Here is a 15,567-nt window from a genome sequence, read left to right on the forward strand (position 1 = left end):
ACCGTGGACGGGATCCTGAATGCCATGACGCTGGCATCACGCAGTTTCCTCGGTCATGGGCACGTCATAACGTACACGCTGGCATTTCGGGTGGGGATGGCCGCAGGGCTGACGACGCTGTTCGTATTTTTTGTTGCCCACTATGCACAGGAACGAACCGCACTTGTCGGTATTGAAAGGGAACTGAACCTGCGTCCAAGCAGGCATATGTCTGCCACGGCTTTGGGGCGGAAAGCGCTCGTCAATTCCGTGCTAGGTGCGGTGCTTGCGGCCGTCTGTGGACTGGCGGGGTCAATGACACCGCTTCTTCTGGCCATGATACTTCCCGGTCCTTCATGGCTGGGCCTTCTGGCGACGCTCGCGCTGCTGGCGCTTATGGGCGTCGCCCTGGCCGGAACGGTTCACGGGTCCCGCGTTGCGTGGGGCGTGGCCCTGTTCGTTGGGGGCGGCGTGCTGGCCTATATCGGTCTTGAACTTGGTCTTGTTCAGTAAAACCGCCCCGGATTGCCGTCATGAATATCCGCGCAGAAGGAGGACGTTTATTTCTGCGGAAGATCTGAATCATGCATGGGGGAGGCGTGGATGCTGGCAGAATGTCCGTTGACAGCTTCGGCGGATACATAGCCAAGGGCCGTGGCACCAAGACACAGCACCACAGACAGGGTGACATTGAGCAGGGCACGAACCAGGGCGCCATCCCGGGCGAGGTCGATGGTCTGGAGGCTGAAAGACGAAAATGTCGTGTAACCGCCGCAGAGTCCTGCCATGACGATCAACCGGGTTTCGTTTGACGCCGGAAAGCGGGCATGGGCGGCCGTCAGGGCGCTGAAAAAGGCAATGGCGAAAGAACCGGTTATGTTGATCAGGATTGTACCCCAGGGTAACCGCTGGCTCCATGACAGTGTCAGGATACCTGCGTAATAACGGAGCAATGTCCCCATCGCGCCCGCGACAGCGATCCACAGCGGGGTAAGGACGCCAGACATCATCGAAAACTATCCTTCATGCCTGCATGCATGTGCGCGCACCGCAGGCGTTCTGTTCAATATTCAGTGGTGGGTCAGGATGGGAAGGGTGGCGTGGGTGAAAAGGTCCTGTGTCGGGCCACCGAACAGCCATTCAAGGAAATGCGGTCGGGTATAGGCCCCCATGATGAGGAGATCGGCATTCGCGGCCAGTGCATGGGTGCGGATCTGTTCCCCGACATCACCGTCGATCCTGAAGCGGTCAACAATGATCTGTACGCCCCGCCTGCCAAGGGTGCTGGCGAAAGCCGGCAACCGGGTTTCGTTGCCATCGTGTTCACCGATAATGAGCGTCACGCGCTCGGCGGTTTCCAGCAGCGGCATGGCGGCCGATTATGGCGTTGTCGAGCGCGTGCGAGGGATGCCATCCGATCACCGGCCTGTGCCCGACGGAGGCATAGTCCTGCAATGGTGCAACAATCAGGGTGGCCTCGGCGTCATAGAGGATGCCCGCAAAGGCATCCACCACATAGGCCGGATCGCCTGCCCGGGGGCGGCCGTGAATGACAAAATCGGCGCTGCGTGCTTCCTGCGCCGCGATCTTGCGGACATCTCCCGCGATTTCGACCCACTGTCTGTCTGGCTGAGGGTGCGCGCCGGATGAGGCCGACCTTATCCAGGCGGAGGCTATTTCACGCAGCCTGTCAGCACGTTCCGTCACCTCGCGCGCAAAGCGCTGCTGTTCCTCGGTGGTGGGCATCCCTTCGTCGGGCGTCTGGAATGCAGGATTGTCCGCGAGGCGCGGATGCAGGATGCGAATCTGATCCGCACACAGCCGCTCGGCCAGCGCCCCGGCGGTCCCGAGTGTGAAAAGCGCGGTATCAGGTCGATCCAGAACAACCAGAAGGCGCATGACGTCATTCTCCCCCAAACGGTCAGTCACGGAGCCATATGGTAAGGAGGAAAGACGTCGGACGGCTTCCCCCCATGCAGGCCCGCAGGGTAGGAATCATTAGCCTCCACCAGGGAAGCGGTTCGACCGCCATGTAGAGATCAGGCAGAATCCATTGCCATAACCAGTATCACCCGTGAACGATGGTGCCTGTCAAGTGTTGGAAACGATATCGTCGCGGGAACCGGCATGATCGTCGTGACATGTCCATTGACCGCGCGGGGAGATGGAGTTCCTCCCATAACCGCCCTCAGGGCTGATGACTCCTGCCCATGCGACATATGTTGTCGCGGCAGGAGAGCCATATCCTTCCGCGACCATCGGGATGGAAGGGTATGATGATGGTTTCCGATAATGCTTTCCGCATCCACGGCATCGACGCGCTTGAAATCCTTGATTCCCGGGGCAATCCAACCATTCGTGTGATGCTGGTGCTCAATAGCGGAACAGTGGCGGTTGCATCCGTTCCGTCCGGCGCGTCCACAGGGCAGTTCGAAGCCCACGAACTGCGTGATGGACCGCAACCGGATTCTGCGCCATCAACACAGGGCCACGCCCGTTATGGCGGCAGGGGCGTATGCCGGGCGGTTGCCAATGTCCGTGATGTGATCGCGCCTTTGCTGATCGGACAGGATGTGCGACGGCAGGCTGCCATCGACCGGATCATGCTGGAACGCGACGGAACCGGAAACAAGGCAGGGCTGGGTGCAAACGCGATCCTCGGCGTATCGATGGCCGTGGCGCGGGCGGCGGCCGCCGCTGCGGGCATTTCCCTATATGCCAGCCTCGGTGGAAGCGGCGCCCGCAGGCTGCCGGTCCCCATGATGAACGTGCTGAATGGCGGCCTGCACGCTGCCAACGGGCTGGAATTCCAGGAATTCATGATCGTGCCGCACGGTGCCCCGACCTTTTCGGAAGCCCTGCGCTATGGGAGCGAGACTTTCCATGCGCTTCGTTCCCTCCTTCATGAACGGGGTCATGTTACCTCGGTCGGTGACGAAGGTGGCTTTGCACCAAAACTGGCAGACAACGAAACAGCCTGCGCCCTGATTGTCGAAGCGATCGAAAGGGCAGGGTATCGTCCCGGTCCCGATATCGCCATTGCGCTGGATCCGGCGGCCTCATCTTTTGGCCATGAGGGCGCTTATCGCCTGAAGGTAAACGGCACGCCCGTCACGCGCACTTCCGATGAAATGACTGCACTTTATGCGGAATGGATCGACCGCTATCCCATTGTTTCACTGGAAGACGGGCTTGCCGAGGATGACTGGGCCGGCTTTGCGGGGCAGACTGCAAAACTCGGCGGACGTTTACAGATTGTTGGTGACGACATCTTCGTTACCAATCCCGCGTTTATTGAGCGTGGCATCCGTGAAAAGACGGCCAATGCCGTGCTGATCAAGTTGAACCAGATCGGCACGGTGACGGAGACCATTGCTGCTGTTGACGCGGCAAGGCGCGCGGGGTGGGCCTATATCGTGTCTCATCGTTCTGGTGAGACGGAAGATACCTTCATCGCAGACTTTGCTGTCGCGATGGGCGGGGGACAGATCAAGACCGGTTCGCTTTGCCGAAGCGAGCGGATCGCGAAATATAACCGCCTGCTGGAGATCGAGCATGAACTCGGCAGCGAAGCGGAGTTTATATCTCCCTTCTTTCATGAGGGCTTGCGACAATAGCAACCGGATAACATCGTGATCAGGACATCGAATTGACGAAAATCCTGCCGGAGGGAACGCGTCCAATCCGGTAAAGGTGCCGTACATTCCCGCTGTCGGCAACGTTATCGTAAAGCCGATATGGACAAGGACATTTCCGCGTGGCGACATTGCGGGAACTGAACGCATGACAGGGCAGGCGGAGAGACCAGACTCCACCTGCGGACGCCAAACGTCACATCGTTATGATGCGATCCTCATTTTGTAATGAACGCGAGGATATCTGCATTGATGACGTCTGCATGTGTCGTGTGCATGCCGTGCGGATAGCCGGGATAGATCTTCAGCGTACTGTTCCGAAGCAGCCTGTCCTGAAGGACCGCCGCGTTCCTGTATGGTACGACCTGATCATCATCGCCCTGCAGCACAAGCACCGGCACTGTGATGGCTTTCAGGTCGTCCGTCTGATCCGTTTCGGAGAATGCCTTGATGCCTTCATAATGCGCCCTGGCGCTGCCCATCATGCCCTGACGCCACCAGTTGCGGATCGTGCCGTCCGAAACTTCTGCTCCCGGGCGGTTGAAGCCGTAGAACGGTCCGCTGGCTACATCGACAAAGAACTGCGCGCGATTGGCCGCAAGCCCCGCACGCAGTCCGTTCAGGACGGCGATCGGTGCGCCGTCGGGACTGCGGTCCGTCTGAACCATCAGGGGCGGCACGGAACTGATGAGCACGGCCCTGGCAACACGTCCCTGGGGCTGACCATATTTCGCGACATAGCGGGCAACCTGGCCCCCGCCGGTCGAATGTCCGACATGGATGGCGTTTTTCAGGTCAAGATGTTCGACAACGGCCGATGTATCCGCCGCATAATGATCCATGTCGTGCCCGTCGCTCACCTGTGCCGAGCGACCATGACCGCGACGGTCATGCGCGATCACGCGAAACCCCTTGCTCAGGAAAAACAGCATCTGCGTGTCCCAGTCATCAGCGCTGAGCGGCCAGCCATGATGGAAGACGATCGGCTGGGCACCCTTCGGTCCCCAGTCCTTGTAGAAGATCTCTACGCCGTCAGATGTCGTGACGAATGACATGATACGCCTCCTTGCCGATCAATAACGGGATACTGGTCAGAGCCTAACGTTGAAGGTAGCTTCAAGGTCAAGCATGCGTTCATGACCGGGGGTAAATCATGAAAATTGGAGAACTGGCACGGCTAAGTGGCCTGACACCGTCGAGGATCCGGTTCTATGAGCGCATCGGCCTGCTGAAAACGGTTGACCGTCGGCCCAACGGATACCGGTCCTATCCGCAGCAGGCCGTGATGATCCTGGGGCTTATCACAACGGCGCAGCGGGCCGGGTTTACACTGGATGAAATCCGCACCCTGCTGCCCCCTGACCTGAAACACTGGGATCATGCTACATTGATGGATGCCCTGACACGCAAGATTGCGGATATCGAGGCCCTGCAGGTGCGTCTGGCCCAGAGCAGGGCGCATCTGCTTCGCCTGATCGAGGATATTCAGGCGCGTCCCGACGATATGGACTGTGCGGCCAATGCGCATCGTGTCCTGACGAATATGCTTGCGGAACATCCCGAATCCCTCGATGTCACGTCGGACGATATCCGCCTTCTGGATGCGGCGGACCGCCGCCAGTCGGTCAGCCCGGGGCGCCGCAAAAAGACGGCCTCCCGTTAAGACCCCTTCAGAAGCGCCACGACTTTCCTTGCGGTCGCTCTGGCGGAAAAGGGGTTCTGTCCCGTCACCAGTTTCCCATCCTTCACGACATGGGACATGAACGGAAGCGGCGCTTTTTCATAGATCGCGCCCCGTGCCTTCATCTGTGCTTCCGCATTGTAGGGGATTTCGCGCGCGACACCTGCCAGCCTTTCCTCGGTCCATGAAAATCCGGTGATTTTCCGACCACGGACCAGAAACGAACCATCGGCAAGCCGGGTGTTCAGCAGTCCGCAATATCCATGACAGACAGCGGAGACCACGCCGCCTTTTTCCCATAGCGCGCGGGTGATGGACTGAAGACCCTTATTGTCTGGAAAATCCCACATCACGCCATGACCGCCGGTGAAGTAGATCGCATCATAATCGCCCGGATTGATGTCTGCGGGGGAGGGCGTTGAAGAGAGCAGGGCCATTTTTGCCGGATCGGCCAGCCAGGCTTTGGCGGAGGCATCGCGCATCGGCCATTTCAATGAGCGCGGATCAAGCGGAACCCTGCCGCCTTTTGGGCTGACAATGCGTTGTTCATGACCGCTGGCGGCAAATACGTCCCAAGCATGGGTCAGTTCCGACAGCCATAATCCGGTCGGATGCGCGGAATTGCCGAAATGAGCGGTGTTGGTGACAACGTGAAGGATATGACGGTTCATGGCTGGCCCCTCCCATGCGGCAATGTCTCCGACCATCATCCTGTAACGTTCAAGCCCGGTTGAAGGTCAATCTGTGGTTTGACATTAAATCTGACTTCAAGGTTAACGGTGTATGGGCAAACCTACCTGACATTATGGAGGCAGCCTCACATGCAGACAATTCTGGGCGCAAATGGTCAGATCGCCACGGAACTGGCGCGGACATTGCATCTGCATCATGCGGGGGAGTTGCGGCTTGTGAGCCGTAATCCCCGCAAGGTCAACGAAGACGACACGCTTATGGCGGCGAACCTGCTGGATGCAGGTCAGACAACAGACGCGGTGAAAGGCAGCCGGATCGTCTATTTCACAGCCGGCCTTCCCCCTGACAGCAAACTCTGGGAAGAGCAGTTTCCGGTCATGCTGAAAAATGCCCTGCAGGCGTGTCGGGCAGCGGGGGCCAGCTTTGCCTATTTCGACAATACCTACATGTATCCGCAGAACAGCCAGATCCAGACGGAGGAAACGCGCTTTGCCGCGGTTGGCCGGAAAGGACGGGTGCGCGCGGCAATGGCGTCCATGGTGCTGGAAGAAATGGCACGCGGCGACATTCCCGTGCTCATCGCCCGCGCACCGGAATTCTACGGCCCGGGGAAAACGCAGAGCTTCACCAATGCGCTGATCATTGACAGGCTGAAAGCAGGGAGAAGGCCCTTGGTCCCGGTCCGTGACGACACCCACCGGACCCTCATCTGGACGCCGGATGCGAGCCGTGCGCTGGCAAAGCTGGGCAATACACCGGAAGCTTTCGGACAGACCTGGCATCTGCCGTGCTGTGATGATCGGCCGACCTATAAGACATTTGTCACCATGGCGAGCAGGATTTTCGGACGAGCGCCTTCTTATTCGGTCATTGGAAAATGGCCATTGATCATTGCAGGAATTTTTTCAAAAAAGGTGCGGGAGATCAGGGAATTGCTGCCCCGTTACGAGCAGGACAATCTCTTTGACTCAACCAAATTCAAACGTCATTTCCCCGAATTTTCCGTGACGACATATGAAGAAGGTCTTGAACTGATCAGGAAGGAATAAAGCAGCGAGAGGTGCTGCAGGCAAACGCGCTTTTCGGAGGGAAGAATGGAAAACGACGCTCTGGGCACCTTCGACGTGACACTCTCGCCGGTCAGCGATGGTGATGGCCCGATTGACACGATGGCGATCAACAAAACATTTTACGGCAACCTGCAAGGCAGCAGTGTAGGGACGATGCTGGTATTCCGTAGTGAGATCACGGGTTCGGCCGGCTATGTCGCAATGGAACGTGTAACTGCCCGCCTTCCTGACAGCAGGTGGTGCCAAAACACTGACGGTCGTTGTCGTGCCGGACTTCGCTACAGAGGATTTATCAGGGCTGACGGGGGCAATGGACATAATCGTATCGCCTGGGCGACATGAGTATCAGTTCCACTACAAACTTCCGGATGAGGTGAGGGCGGCAGCCATTTCGGAGAGTTTGGCGACCGTGTTCATGTTCCGCGCTGTTCCCTGTTTTTCGCAGGGTATGCGGAGCCTTGTTGCCGCCATTCCGTCCGGATAGAACACGAACAGTTCACGTTTCCCGGATCGTACCTGTTCGTTCCTGATCCCGGTCGCGCCCTCAAGCGGGTCAGTCGGAACCGTGCCATCCACAAACAGCGTCATGACACGATGGGCGGGCATGTCCGGAAATGGATTGCGCGCGAGGGTTTCGGCAAGTTCGCTTGCGGTGCGGACAATCACGCCAACTCTCTTGCCGGTATGGACCTGTAGCTGATCCATAAGCGCCGTCCGGACCTCGTCTTCGGACCTGTCGCTTTCGAAAACGACGTTCCCGCTGGCAATGTAGGTCTTCACTTTCCGCAGGCCTGCTGCCTTGCAGATCTGTGCCAGTGTTGTCATCGGCAATCTACCGGTGCCCCCGACATTGACTGCACGAAGCAGCGCTACATATGCGGTCAACTTACGCTCCCATCCGGCAATGCCTCGGTTCCGGTCAGCTTACCACCACGATGCTCCCGTTGTCCGCAGTTCAGTCGTTCTGTTGCGGCCGACCCGGACAGGTCGAAGACATCCATCATGAGATCAAAAATATGTTCATCACTCCCAAAGACTGAGGGCGTATTGCAACCCGTGACGAGCGTTGCAGTTAACACATCTGCGTTCACAACCCTTATCGCAGCAATGTTTGACCCTCTCCCGAAGCATGCGTGCCGAGTTTTCAAAGATGTTGATGATGGATCTGATCAAACCGGAAATATCAGGTACATATAACATTTACAGGTATGCGTGATGTCTGTTCTTCATGAATGGTACATGATCGCCCGCCTTACGGTCTGGCGTCTGTTCATGGGGCCGATCTGGGGAATCCAGCTTCTGACCGGATACAAGTCATTCAGGGACAATCCGATCATTGGCAATCCCTTTCTCAATGCCTGCGGGTTACATGTCGTTCGGCAGAAACTGGCGCATCATGCCGCCAACCGGCGACGTCGCGGCATGGCGCACCTGATTCCTCCAGAACGGATAGAGGAGTTTGAACGTAACGGATTCATCGTGGTGCATGACGTGCTCCCACATCAGGAATTCGACAGGCTGATTCAGGAAGTGCGCGCCTTTCGGACTGAGGCGCGTGAAACGGTGCAGGGCGATACAATAACCCGCCGCATTGCACTGGATCCGGACGCCCTGAAGAACATGCCAGCCGTACGTCGGTTTCTGGGCATGCGGGCATGGCACGATCTCATCCGCTATGTAGGCAGTCATGATGTCGAGCCGATATATTACATCCAGACCATACTGTCGAAAGTGGTAAAGGGAGCGCCAGATCCACAGACTGATCTCCATGCGGATACGTTCCATCCAACGGTCAAGGCATGGTTCACGCTGACAGATGTAAAGGCCGATGGCGGGCCGCTGGTTTATGTGCCTGGCTCCCACCGCATCACCCCTGGTCGCATGGCGTGGGAAAAGACCATGAGCATGGGCGCGGCCCAGGCCCAGAACCGCCTGACCGGACGCGGTTCGCCGCGCGTCACGCGTGAAGAACTTGCCGGCATGGGGTATGGCCCGCCTGTAACGCTCGATGTGCCGGTCAATAGCCTGATTGTAGCTGATACCGGGGGCTTTCATGCCCGTGGCCATAGCGCGGAGGCCGGCATCCGGGCCGAGATCTGGGCCTATGGGCGACACAATCCGTTTTTTTCCCTGCCCGTCAATATCTGGCGCATTGCCACGTTGGGGCAGCGCCGGGTGCGCTGGGGTTGGGCCATTGGTGACAGGCTGGCCGCACTGGGGCTGAAAAGACAGGTCTGGCATCCCTGCGTCAACAGGTCCGCTTTTGATCCTCACATCCCAGGGTAGAACAGGGAAACCGTCGGCATTTATGGGAAACACGTATCGAAGTGCATGGAGACAGGATGCTGGGCTTTGTGGAGGATGAAGGCGACCTTGAGGATAAGTGGCGTTGAGTTCATTGATGGTGCCGCTCAGCAGCAGTCATCTCGGCTTGGTGCGCTTCTGCTCGCCTTTATCAGGGAGATTGGTGGGGCCGATTGTACCGACCGTTAAGCCGGGGTAAGCCCTGTCGCCATTCTTGGGACATTCCCGGGGGCGCTACCGGTAGATGGCCCGGGCCAGTCAGTGGCGGCGATTGGCGGAGGGGTTCGGATGCCTGCGTCAACGATCCTGAATGGTGCCTCGCTGCTTGAAAGCGTGAGCAGCGTCTGAATATCCGGTTCAGGATTATGTCAAGCGTCACATGACTATGGCAGTATTGCCTGCCGCGACAGTGACAGTCCCCATGTAGCAGTCATAACTTTGAATGGGAGTCACCGTACCTTGCGGATGGAAAGCGCTTCATGTCGCAATCTGAGAAGAAACCTTGCCGCAAAAGGTCATCAGGCATCGTTTCATCATGGACGGGTCGGGAAAAGGTTCTGGCAATATCAGGGGAATAAGGAACTGTGTCTGCATGAAAATTCATGAACCCCGGATATTGGAAATGATCCGCTGGCTCTGATATCCCGGTTAGGAGAGCAGAAAGGAGAAACCGGTCATGGTCAGGACAATAGTGGTGCAGCCTCCTGGTGGTTTTGAGAATGTCACCATCACGGAGCAGGCGGCAAGGGCTCCTGCTCAGGGTGAAATCAGGGTAAAGCTGCATGCCTCATCCCTCAATTATCATGATTATGCCGTTGTAAGTGGCATGTGGGGACCGACTGTTCCGCGTATTCCCATGGCGGACGGGGCAGGCGAAGTGATTGAGGTCGGCGCAGGCGTTACGGAGTTCGCCCCCGGCGACAGGGTGGTCAGCACCTTCTTTCCGACCTGGCTTGCTGGTGCGCCGCAGGTGATCGGGTTTGCGACGGTGCCGGGCGATGGGATTGATGGTTACGCGCGTGAGGAAGTCACGGCGCCCGCGACCTCATTTACGCATGCTCCGCAGGGCTGGACCTATGCCGAAGCCGCGACACTGACTACGGCCGGCCTGACCGCATGGCGATCGTTGTTTGTTGATGATCGGATCCGGCCCGGTACTACCGTACTGGTTCAGGGAACGGGGGGCGTATCGATATTCGCGCTTCAGTTTGCCAAAATGGCCGGGGCGACAGTGATCGCAACCTCGTCGAGTGACGAAAAACTTGAGCGCCTGCGCGACCTTGGGGCAGATCATGTGATCAATTATCGCCATGATCCCGCATGGGGCAGGACGGCCTGGGAACTGACCGGTGGAAAAGGGGTCGATCATATCGTCGAAGTCGGCGGTCCCGGGACGCTTGAGCAATCAATGGAAGCCATCAGGGTAGGGGGACATATTTCCACCATCGGCATCCTTAGCGGGGTTTCAGGTCAACTGGAAATCGTACCGATGTTACTGAAGCAGTTCCGCCTTCAGGGTGTCCTGGTCGGGTGCCGGGCAGATCAGCAGGCAATGATAAAGGCGTTTGACAGTCATTCCATCCGGCCCATCATTGACCGTACATTCCCTTTGGAAAATATTGTGGAAGCTTTCAAATATCAGGAAAGTAACCGGCATTTCGGCAATATATGCCTTGATTGCCAGAAATAGGTCACGCTGTCCCTTATCCATGGGGGATTGATCCTGTTGACAGGGAACAGTCCGTCCGTTCCGGGGAAAGAAAGCGACAGTTTCCCCGCGGAACAGTCAAATTGCTGGCCCATCGCGCTGGGATGGTCCCATAAATACGGCATTGGAACTGTGCGACCCATGGCGTTCTGGCCGACAGGAACAGTTCGGACATGTCTGGCGTTAACGGGGGACAACTGCCCGCATGACCGGACAGTTCTTTTCCTTCGGACGAAACCATGTCGAAGCCCGTTCTCGTTACCGGTGCGGGGCCTGTCGGCCTGACCATGGCTGCCGAACTGGTCCGTTATGGCATGCCCGTCAGGATTGTTGACAGCTTGCCGACACGCACCACCCAGTCCCGGGCCCTGGCCATCTGGTCCCGGACGCTCGAACTGCTTGGGGCGGCAGGTTGTGCGGATGCTTTTGTGGCCGCCGGACTGCATGCAAAAGCCGTCAGTCTTCACGCCGGTAACAGGACACTCGCCCGGATCCCGTTCGGGGCGGTTGCCTCTTCCTTCAATTACCTGCTGATGCTGCCACAGTCGGAAACCGAACGGTTGCTGGAGGATCATCTCAGGACCCTGGGCGGCACAGTCGAACGCGGGACTGAACTGACGGATTTCGTTGACGGGGATGATGGCGTTTCATGCGCGCTCCGCCATGCCGACGGCAGGATCGAGATACTGGAGGCGGCATGGCTGATCGGTTGTGATGGTGCACATTCCTTCGTGCGCAGCAGGCTTGGCCTGCCATTCGAGGGGGACACCCTGCCAACGGGGTTTGTCATTGCGGATGTACGCGTGACGGGTCTTGCCGTCCCGCCTGATGAACCGGCGATTTTCTGGCATCCCGATGGGGCTGTCATGTTCTTTCCGATATCGCGGGACCGTTACCGTATTATTGCCGACCTTGGGCCGGTTGCAGTGCATATGCCGGACCTTGGGGAAATGCAGGCGATTGTTGACCGGCGGGGACCGGGCGGGATCCGCTTGTCAGATCCGGCGTGGCTGTCGGATTTTGGGATCAATGAACGCAAGGTCTATGATTACCGAAGGGGTCATGTGTTTCTGGCCGGCGATGCGGCCCATATCCATAGCCCCGCCGGCGGGCAGGGCATGAATATGGGGATGCAGGATGCCTTCAACCTCGCCTGGAAACTGGCGCTTGTGGCGGGGCAGGCCGCAAGGCCGTCCCTGCTGGACAGCTACAGCCACGAACGCAGCGGTGTGGCGCGGCAGATACTGGCGGATTCCGGCCGTATGACCGGCATTGTCCTGCTCAGGACACATCTGGCGCAGAGGGTGCGCAACCTTGTCGTAAAACAGCTTTTCAGGAGTCCGATGATCCGTCATGCCATCGCCAGCAGGCTGTCCGGCATCCTGATCGACTATCCTGACAGTCCGCTCAATGCGGGTTCATCACGTGGGCTGCGGGGTCCCGGACCGGGACAGCGGATGATTCTGGAACGATGTTTCAGGAATGACGATACGCCCAGCTTTGTGCTTGCCGCCACGGCCAATGCGGAGGCGCGGGCCATGATTGCGCGCCATTCATCCCTGCTGATGCCCGAAATATGCCTGCCACCGGATGAAAACGGTATCTGGCTGGTGCGGCCCGATGGTTACGTCGCCGTTGTTGCGAAACGTGGAAAACTGACGGAAATCGAGGCCGCCCTAAACGGCATGGCAGCCGCAGCCTCATCGCCAGAGTAAAGGCGTGGAACGGAAGTGCATGCGGCCCGGCAGTACCGGGCCGCTGCGGACCTTACAGGGGCCTGCCGTTATGGGTGTCCTCCCCCGGGAGTACTGCATGCGTATCCACGGCGGGGACAAGGTCGGGGATGCGTGTATCTTTACGCTCCGGTTTTCCCACCGATACGGGCTCAGCGAGGGCCGCACAGGCGTTCCCTCCCGTGCTGGAGGTATGAATGATCGGGGCAGACCGGCCGTTCGACGTCATCGTGACAGTCTGTGTGCAGGATGCCGCCGGACCGCCGATGCTGACAACCTCGAAACTCTGCCATGACGCATCCCGGTTCGGCGCATTGTGATCAACGCTCGGTATGGTGTGCATGGACTGGCCCAGATGCGCCATCAGTTCGCGGTGGGTCGCCTCCATGGCGGCCATGTCCCGCGCCATCATGCGGTCGAGGGCATCGAACATCGCAATGTCGGAGGTCTCTGCAACGCCGGAGACATCGGGGGCCGGAACCAGAATGCCAACCTGATGCCCCCGTGCGTCAACAACGCGCAGTGTATCCTGTGCCTGTGCTGGCATCGTAGCCGCACCGAGAGCAAGTGCGGCGACAGCGGCGCCAGACCGAACCATCTGAGAAAAATGCATCTTGGAATCCTCAGTGTCTGATAAGCAGTGTCGGACGACGAAGGAAATATGGTGCATCAAAAATGCATCGACAAGGGAGGGATGAACGCATGCCGGATCTGGCGGCCGTGCAGGTCCCCGCACCGGTCTGATACCCTCGTGCGGATCGAAAGAGGGTTTCGGGCACGCATCACGAAACCTCAGATGATGATCGGATATTTTATATAGGATATGAGAATGTCATATATTACCAGATGCAGCAATCAAAATAGCAAATATAAAAGATAAGAAAATGGTATGGTTTTATATTTTATATTCATCTGTTCAGGAGAATATTTGATTTCCCTCATGGATGGTCACGTGAAGGAGAGCGACGGTCCTTCCTGACGGAAGCCGGTTCTGCCTGCCGCCTTCCGAGAGAAAGAGAGGATCTGGTTCATCATGCCGAAGAATGTCGTAAATCCCGAATTTCTTCCGATTTTGGAAAAGATGCCTTCCTTTGACGGGCTGTCGGATCGGTCGTTGCCGGAAGTGCGCGAAATTTTCATGACGGCGGTGCGCCTGATCGAAGGACGCCCCCTGCCGGATGTTGAAACGCAGGAAGAATACGTGCCCGGCCCGGCAGGGGCGCCGGATGTCCGTGTGCTGATTTACCGGCCGCGTGAGCGTCGGCCCAATGCGCCTGCCATGGTCTATATCCATGGGGGCGGGCTTGTCTCCGGCCATCCCGAGGTTGACGACCCCAAATGTCAGGTTCTGGCCAGCAAGATGGGCTTTGTCGTCGTTTCCGTCGATTACCGTCTTGCGCCGGAGGTCAAATATCCCGGCGCGATCGAGGACTGTTACGCCGTACTGAAATGGGTGCATGAGAATGCGGCGACACTGGGCATCAACCGTGACAAGGTGGTTGTCGCGGGCGAAAGTGCGGGTGGCGGACTGAGCGCGGCCCTGTCGCTGATGGCGCGCGACCGCAAGGAATACAGGCTTGCCTACCAATTGCTGATCTATCCGATGCTTGATGACCGGACGGCGACGAAAGTGGACCCGGCCCCGGATTTCGGGGAATATGTCTGGACGCGTTCCGCCAACAAATTCGCATGGGAGGCCTATCTGGGGGTGGCCGCAGGCGGGGCCGATACGCCGGCCTATGCCTCTGCCGCGCGTGCAAAGGATCTGTCCGGGCTTCCGCCCACGTTCATCGGGGTGGGATCCATGGACCTGTTCCTGTGCGAGGATCTGGAATATGCCCGTCGCCTGATGGCGTCCGGCGTCCCGACGGAGGTTTCGGTGGTGCCGGGTGCCTATCATGTCTTCGATATGTTTGTACCCGATGCGGAGTTGTCGCGACGCTTCATGGATTCCTACTGCGCGGGCCTGAAGCGGACGCTGGGCCTGTAAACCGGGCAGGGACATGTGCAGAAACGGGTTGCGTCCGCGTGATCGCGCCCGTGGCCTGCGGCCCGAAGGGAAGCGTTACGGCCGGGCGCGCCGTGACGTGGCCTTCGGCAGCCGGAATGTCGCCAGAAGCAGGCAGCCATGAAAGACACAGAGCAGGCCGAAGGCCGCCGTGAAAGCCGCTGAGACCGCAGGAGGAGTGGTGGCATGCGACAGTCGCCACCCCAGTAACGTGGCGCAGAGCGTGGTCAGGGTCGGGCCACCGATACGCTGCACGATATTGAGGGCGACGGTCGCCATGGGGATTTCCGCAGGTGTGACGGATGCATACCCCGCGCTCATCGCCGGGATCCCGATGATCCCAGTTCCTGCCCCACGCAGGAAAAGTGCTGTCGCAAGGACGAAGATGTTGAAACCGGAGCAGGCGAGCACGGCAAGCATCAGGGTGCCAAGTCCCGAACAGATGGCCCCGTAACGGGTCAGCCTGCGGATGCCAAAATGCGCGGTCAGGCGTCCTGTCAGCGGATATGTGCACATCATGCCCACGCCCAGCGGCGCCATGAACCAGCCCGTCCGTTCCGCAGGGATGCCGCAGGCATGGATGAGCCAGACCGGCAGGAGCATCTGTCCCGCGAACGCAACCCCGTTCACCATGAACATGATCAGCGCGGAAGCGGAGAAGGGACTATCCTGAATTTTGTGCGGTGTGGTGATAAATTGCTCGAAGAGGAGCCCCCGCATGAGCATTGATAAAGACCTCCTGGACCGCCTGATGGA

Annotated in this window: 17 protein-coding genes, 1 pseudogene and 2 riboswitches; of the genes and pseudogenes, 10 read left to right on the top strand and 8 right to left on the bottom strand. The window is 58.5% G+C overall.

Annotation, left to right across the window (positions count from 1 at the left end; genetic code table 11):
• Positions 1 to 24 precede the first annotated feature (24 nt).
• Positions 25 to 492 (top strand): hypothetical protein, encoded by a 468-nt coding sequence (locus CFR72_RS11980; RefSeq protein WP_244182281.1) that lies wholly within the window; start codon positions 25 to 27, stop codon positions 490 to 492.
• 47 nt (positions 493 to 539) lie between these two features.
• Here CFR72_RS11980 and crcB read toward each other — a convergent pair whose 3' ends face one another.
• From crcB to CFR72_RS11990, 3 genes are read right to left on the bottom strand one after another with little or no spacing between them, the layout of a single operon-like run.
• The gene (crcB, locus tag CFR72_RS11985; protein WP_110914168.1) at positions 540 to 989 is read right to left on the bottom strand and encodes a fluoride efflux transporter CrcB; all 450 of its coding nucleotides are present in this window, start codon (positions 987 to 989) and stop codon (positions 540 to 542) included.
• 60 nt (positions 990 to 1,049) lie between these two features.
• Positions 1,050 to 1,322 (bottom strand): universal stress protein, encoded by a 273-nt coding sequence (locus CFR72_RS18105; RefSeq protein ID WP_244182282.1) that lies wholly within the window; start codon positions 1,320 to 1,322, stop codon positions 1,050 to 1,052.
• Positions 1,303 to 1,878, bottom strand: a complete 576-nt coding sequence (locus CFR72_RS11990) for a hypothetical protein (RefSeq protein ID WP_244182283.1) — start codon at positions 1,876 to 1,878, stop codon at positions 1,303 to 1,305. The genes CFR72_RS18105 and CFR72_RS11990 overlap by 20 nt, the downstream gene beginning before the upstream one ends.
• A gap of 83 nt (positions 1,879 to 1,961) precedes the next feature.
• A riboswitch (Fluoride riboswitch) is annotated at positions 1,962 to 2,046 on the bottom strand.
• A gap of 84 nt (positions 2,047 to 2,130) precedes the next feature.
• A riboswitch (Fluoride riboswitch) is annotated at positions 2,131 to 2,193 on the top strand.
• Positions 2,194 to 2,258: 65 nt separating this feature from the next.
• On the opposite strand from CFR72_RS11990, the gene eno reads away from it, so the two are divergent.
• Positions 2,259 to 3,596 (top strand): phosphopyruvate hydratase, encoded by a 1,338-nt coding sequence (gene eno, locus CFR72_RS11995; protein ID WP_110914180.1) that lies wholly within the window; start codon positions 2,259 to 2,261, stop codon positions 3,594 to 3,596.
• A gap of 236 nt (positions 3,597 to 3,832) precedes the next feature.
• On the opposite strand, the gene CFR72_RS12000 is transcribed toward eno, so the two are convergent.
• Positions 3,833 to 4,669, bottom strand: a complete 837-nt coding sequence (locus CFR72_RS12000; protein ID WP_110914169.1) for an alpha/beta fold hydrolase — start codon at positions 4,667 to 4,669, stop codon at positions 3,833 to 3,835.
• 98 nt (positions 4,670 to 4,767) lie between these two features.
• Here CFR72_RS12000 and CFR72_RS12005 point away from each other — a divergent pair, with 98 nt between their 5' ends.
• Positions 4,768 to 5,277: a MerR family transcriptional regulator gene (locus CFR72_RS12005; protein WP_110914170.1), complete on the top strand. Its 510-nt coding sequence runs from the start codon at positions 4,768 to 4,770 to the stop codon at positions 5,275 to 5,277.
• On the opposite strand, the gene CFR72_RS12010 is transcribed toward CFR72_RS12005, so the two are convergent.
• Positions 5,274 to 5,966 carry a type 1 glutamine amidotransferase domain-containing protein gene (locus tag CFR72_RS12010; RefSeq protein WP_110914181.1) on the bottom strand — a complete coding sequence of 231 codons (693 nt, stop codon included), beginning with the start codon at positions 5,964 to 5,966 and terminating at the stop codon, positions 5,274 to 5,276. The genes CFR72_RS12005 and CFR72_RS12010 overlap by 4 nt on opposite strands.
• Before the next feature lie 150 nt (positions 5,967 to 6,116).
• Here CFR72_RS12010 and CFR72_RS12015 point away from each other — a divergent pair, with 150 nt between their 5' ends.
• Genes CFR72_RS12015 through CFR72_RS18440 form a run of 3 tightly spaced genes read left to right on the top strand, consistent with a single transcriptional unit; the run spans position 6,117 to position 7,542 of the window.
• Positions 6,117 to 7,037, top strand: coding sequence for an SDR family oxidoreductase (locus tag CFR72_RS12015; RefSeq protein WP_110914171.1), 921 nt, complete (start codon positions 6,117 to 6,119; stop codon positions 7,035 to 7,037).
• Positions 7,038 to 7,082: 45 nt separating this feature from the next.
• Entirely contained in the window at positions 7,083 to 7,400 is a 318-nt protein-coding gene (locus tag CFR72_RS12020) for a DUF3224 domain-containing protein (RefSeq protein WP_208630030.1), read from the top strand.
• Positions 7,324 to 7,542 carry a hypothetical protein gene (locus CFR72_RS18440; RefSeq protein ID WP_390670264.1) on the top strand — a complete coding sequence of 73 codons (219 nt, stop codon included), beginning with the start codon at positions 7,324 to 7,326 and terminating at the stop codon, positions 7,540 to 7,542. Before CFR72_RS12020 ends, CFR72_RS18440 begins: the two co-directional genes overlap by 77 nt.
• A 17-nt stretch (positions 7,543 to 7,559) precedes the next feature.
• Here the strand turns inward: CFR72_RS18440 and CFR72_RS12025 are convergent.
• Positions 7,560 to 7,943, bottom strand: a pseudogene (locus tag CFR72_RS12025) (DUF1697 domain-containing protein); the annotation flags it as partial.
• Positions 7,944 to 8,273: 330 nt separating this feature from the next.
• Between CFR72_RS12025 and CFR72_RS12030 the strand changes: the two are divergent.
• The 3 genes from CFR72_RS12030 to CFR72_RS12040 all read left to right on the top strand — a co-directional run bounded on the left by CFR72_RS12030 (position 8,274) and on the right by CFR72_RS12040 (position 12,785).
• Complete coding sequence (locus CFR72_RS12030; RefSeq protein WP_110914173.1) at positions 8,274 to 9,344, top strand: phytanoyl-CoA dioxygenase family protein; 1,071 nt, start codon at positions 8,274 to 8,276, stop codon at positions 9,342 to 9,344.
• Between the two features lie 694 nt (positions 9,345 to 10,038).
• Positions 10,039 to 11,052: a zinc-dependent alcohol dehydrogenase family protein gene (locus CFR72_RS12035; RefSeq protein WP_110914174.1), complete on the top strand. Its 1,014-nt coding sequence runs from the start codon at positions 10,039 to 10,041 to the stop codon at positions 11,050 to 11,052.
• A gap of 257 nt (positions 11,053 to 11,309) precedes the next feature.
• On the top strand, positions 11,310 to 12,785 hold the full coding sequence (locus CFR72_RS12040) for an FAD-dependent monooxygenase (RefSeq protein WP_110914175.1): 1,476 nt from the start codon (positions 11,310 to 11,312) through the stop codon (positions 12,783 to 12,785).
• Between the two features lie 52 nt (positions 12,786 to 12,837).
• On the opposite strand, the gene CFR72_RS12045 is transcribed toward CFR72_RS12040, so the two are convergent.
• Positions 12,838 to 13,401, bottom strand: a complete 564-nt coding sequence (locus tag CFR72_RS12045) for a hypothetical protein (protein WP_146220724.1) — start codon at positions 13,399 to 13,401, stop codon at positions 12,838 to 12,840.
• 435 nt (positions 13,402 to 13,836) lie between these two features.
• On the opposite strand from CFR72_RS12045, the gene CFR72_RS12050 reads away from it, so the two are divergent.
• Entirely contained in the window at positions 13,837 to 14,793 is a 957-nt protein-coding gene (locus CFR72_RS12050; protein WP_110914177.1) for an alpha/beta hydrolase, read from the top strand.
• A gap of 75 nt (positions 14,794 to 14,868) precedes the next feature.
• On the opposite strand, the gene CFR72_RS12055 is transcribed toward CFR72_RS12050, so the two are convergent.
• Positions 14,869 to 15,444 (bottom strand): MFS transporter, encoded by a 576-nt coding sequence (locus tag CFR72_RS12055; RefSeq protein ID WP_208630031.1) that lies wholly within the window; start codon positions 15,442 to 15,444, stop codon positions 14,869 to 14,871.
• Between the last annotated feature and the right edge of the window lie 123 nt (positions 15,445 to 15,567).

Source organism: Gluconacetobacter entanii, assembly GCF_003206495.1.
Classification (GTDB): Bacteria; Pseudomonadota; Alphaproteobacteria; order Acetobacterales; family Acetobacteraceae; genus Novacetimonas; species Novacetimonas entanii.

What these genes read in the sequence shown, in the direction of transcription:
- CFR72_RS11980 (WP_244182281.1), top strand. Translation starts at nt 25, where the DNA reads ATGACGCTGGCATCACGCAGTTTCCTCGGTCATGGGCACGTCATAACG.
- crcB (WP_110914168.1), bottom strand. Translation starts at nt 989, where the DNA reads ATGATGTCTGGCGTCCTTACCCCGCTGTGGATCGCTGTCGCGGGCGCG.
- CFR72_RS11990 (WP_244182283.1), bottom strand. Translation starts at nt 1,878, where the DNA reads ATGCGCCTTCTGGTTGTTCTGGATCGACCTGATACCGCGCTTTTCACA.
- eno (WP_110914180.1), top strand. Translation starts at nt 2,259, where the DNA reads ATGGTTTCCGATAATGCTTTCCGCATCCACGGCATCGACGCGCTTGAA.
- CFR72_RS12000 (WP_110914169.1), bottom strand. Translation starts at nt 4,669, where the DNA reads ATGTCATTCGTCACGACATCTGACGGCGTAGAGATCTTCTACAAGGAC.
- CFR72_RS12005 (WP_110914170.1), top strand. Translation starts at nt 4,768, where the DNA reads ATGAAAATTGGAGAACTGGCACGGCTAAGTGGCCTGACACCGTCGAGG.
- CFR72_RS12010 (WP_110914181.1), bottom strand. Translation starts at nt 5,966, where the DNA reads ATGAACCGTCATATCCTTCACGTTGTCACCAACACCGCTCATTTCGGC.
- CFR72_RS12015 (WP_110914171.1), top strand. Translation starts at nt 6,117, where the DNA reads ATGCAGACAATTCTGGGCGCAAATGGTCAGATCGCCACGGAACTGGCG.
- CFR72_RS12020 (WP_208630030.1), top strand. Translation starts at nt 7,083, where the DNA reads ATGGAAAACGACGCTCTGGGCACCTTCGACGTGACACTCTCGCCGGTC.
- CFR72_RS12030 (WP_110914173.1), top strand. Translation starts at nt 8,274, where the DNA reads ATGTCTGTTCTTCATGAATGGTACATGATCGCCCGCCTTACGGTCTGG.
- CFR72_RS12035 (WP_110914174.1), top strand. Translation starts at nt 10,039, where the DNA reads ATGGTCAGGACAATAGTGGTGCAGCCTCCTGGTGGTTTTGAGAATGTC.
- CFR72_RS12040 (WP_110914175.1), top strand. Translation starts at nt 11,310, where the DNA reads ATGTCGAAGCCCGTTCTCGTTACCGGTGCGGGGCCTGTCGGCCTGACC.
- CFR72_RS12045 (WP_146220724.1), bottom strand. Translation starts at nt 13,401, where the DNA reads ATGGTTCGGTCTGGCGCCGCTGTCGCCGCACTTGCTCTCGGTGCGGCT.
- CFR72_RS12050 (WP_110914177.1), top strand. Translation starts at nt 13,837, where the DNA reads ATGCCGAAGAATGTCGTAAATCCCGAATTTCTTCCGATTTTGGAAAAG.
- CFR72_RS12055 (WP_208630031.1), bottom strand. Translation starts at nt 15,444, where the DNA reads ATGGTGAACGGGGTTGCGTTCGCGGGACAGATGCTCCTGCCGGTCTGG.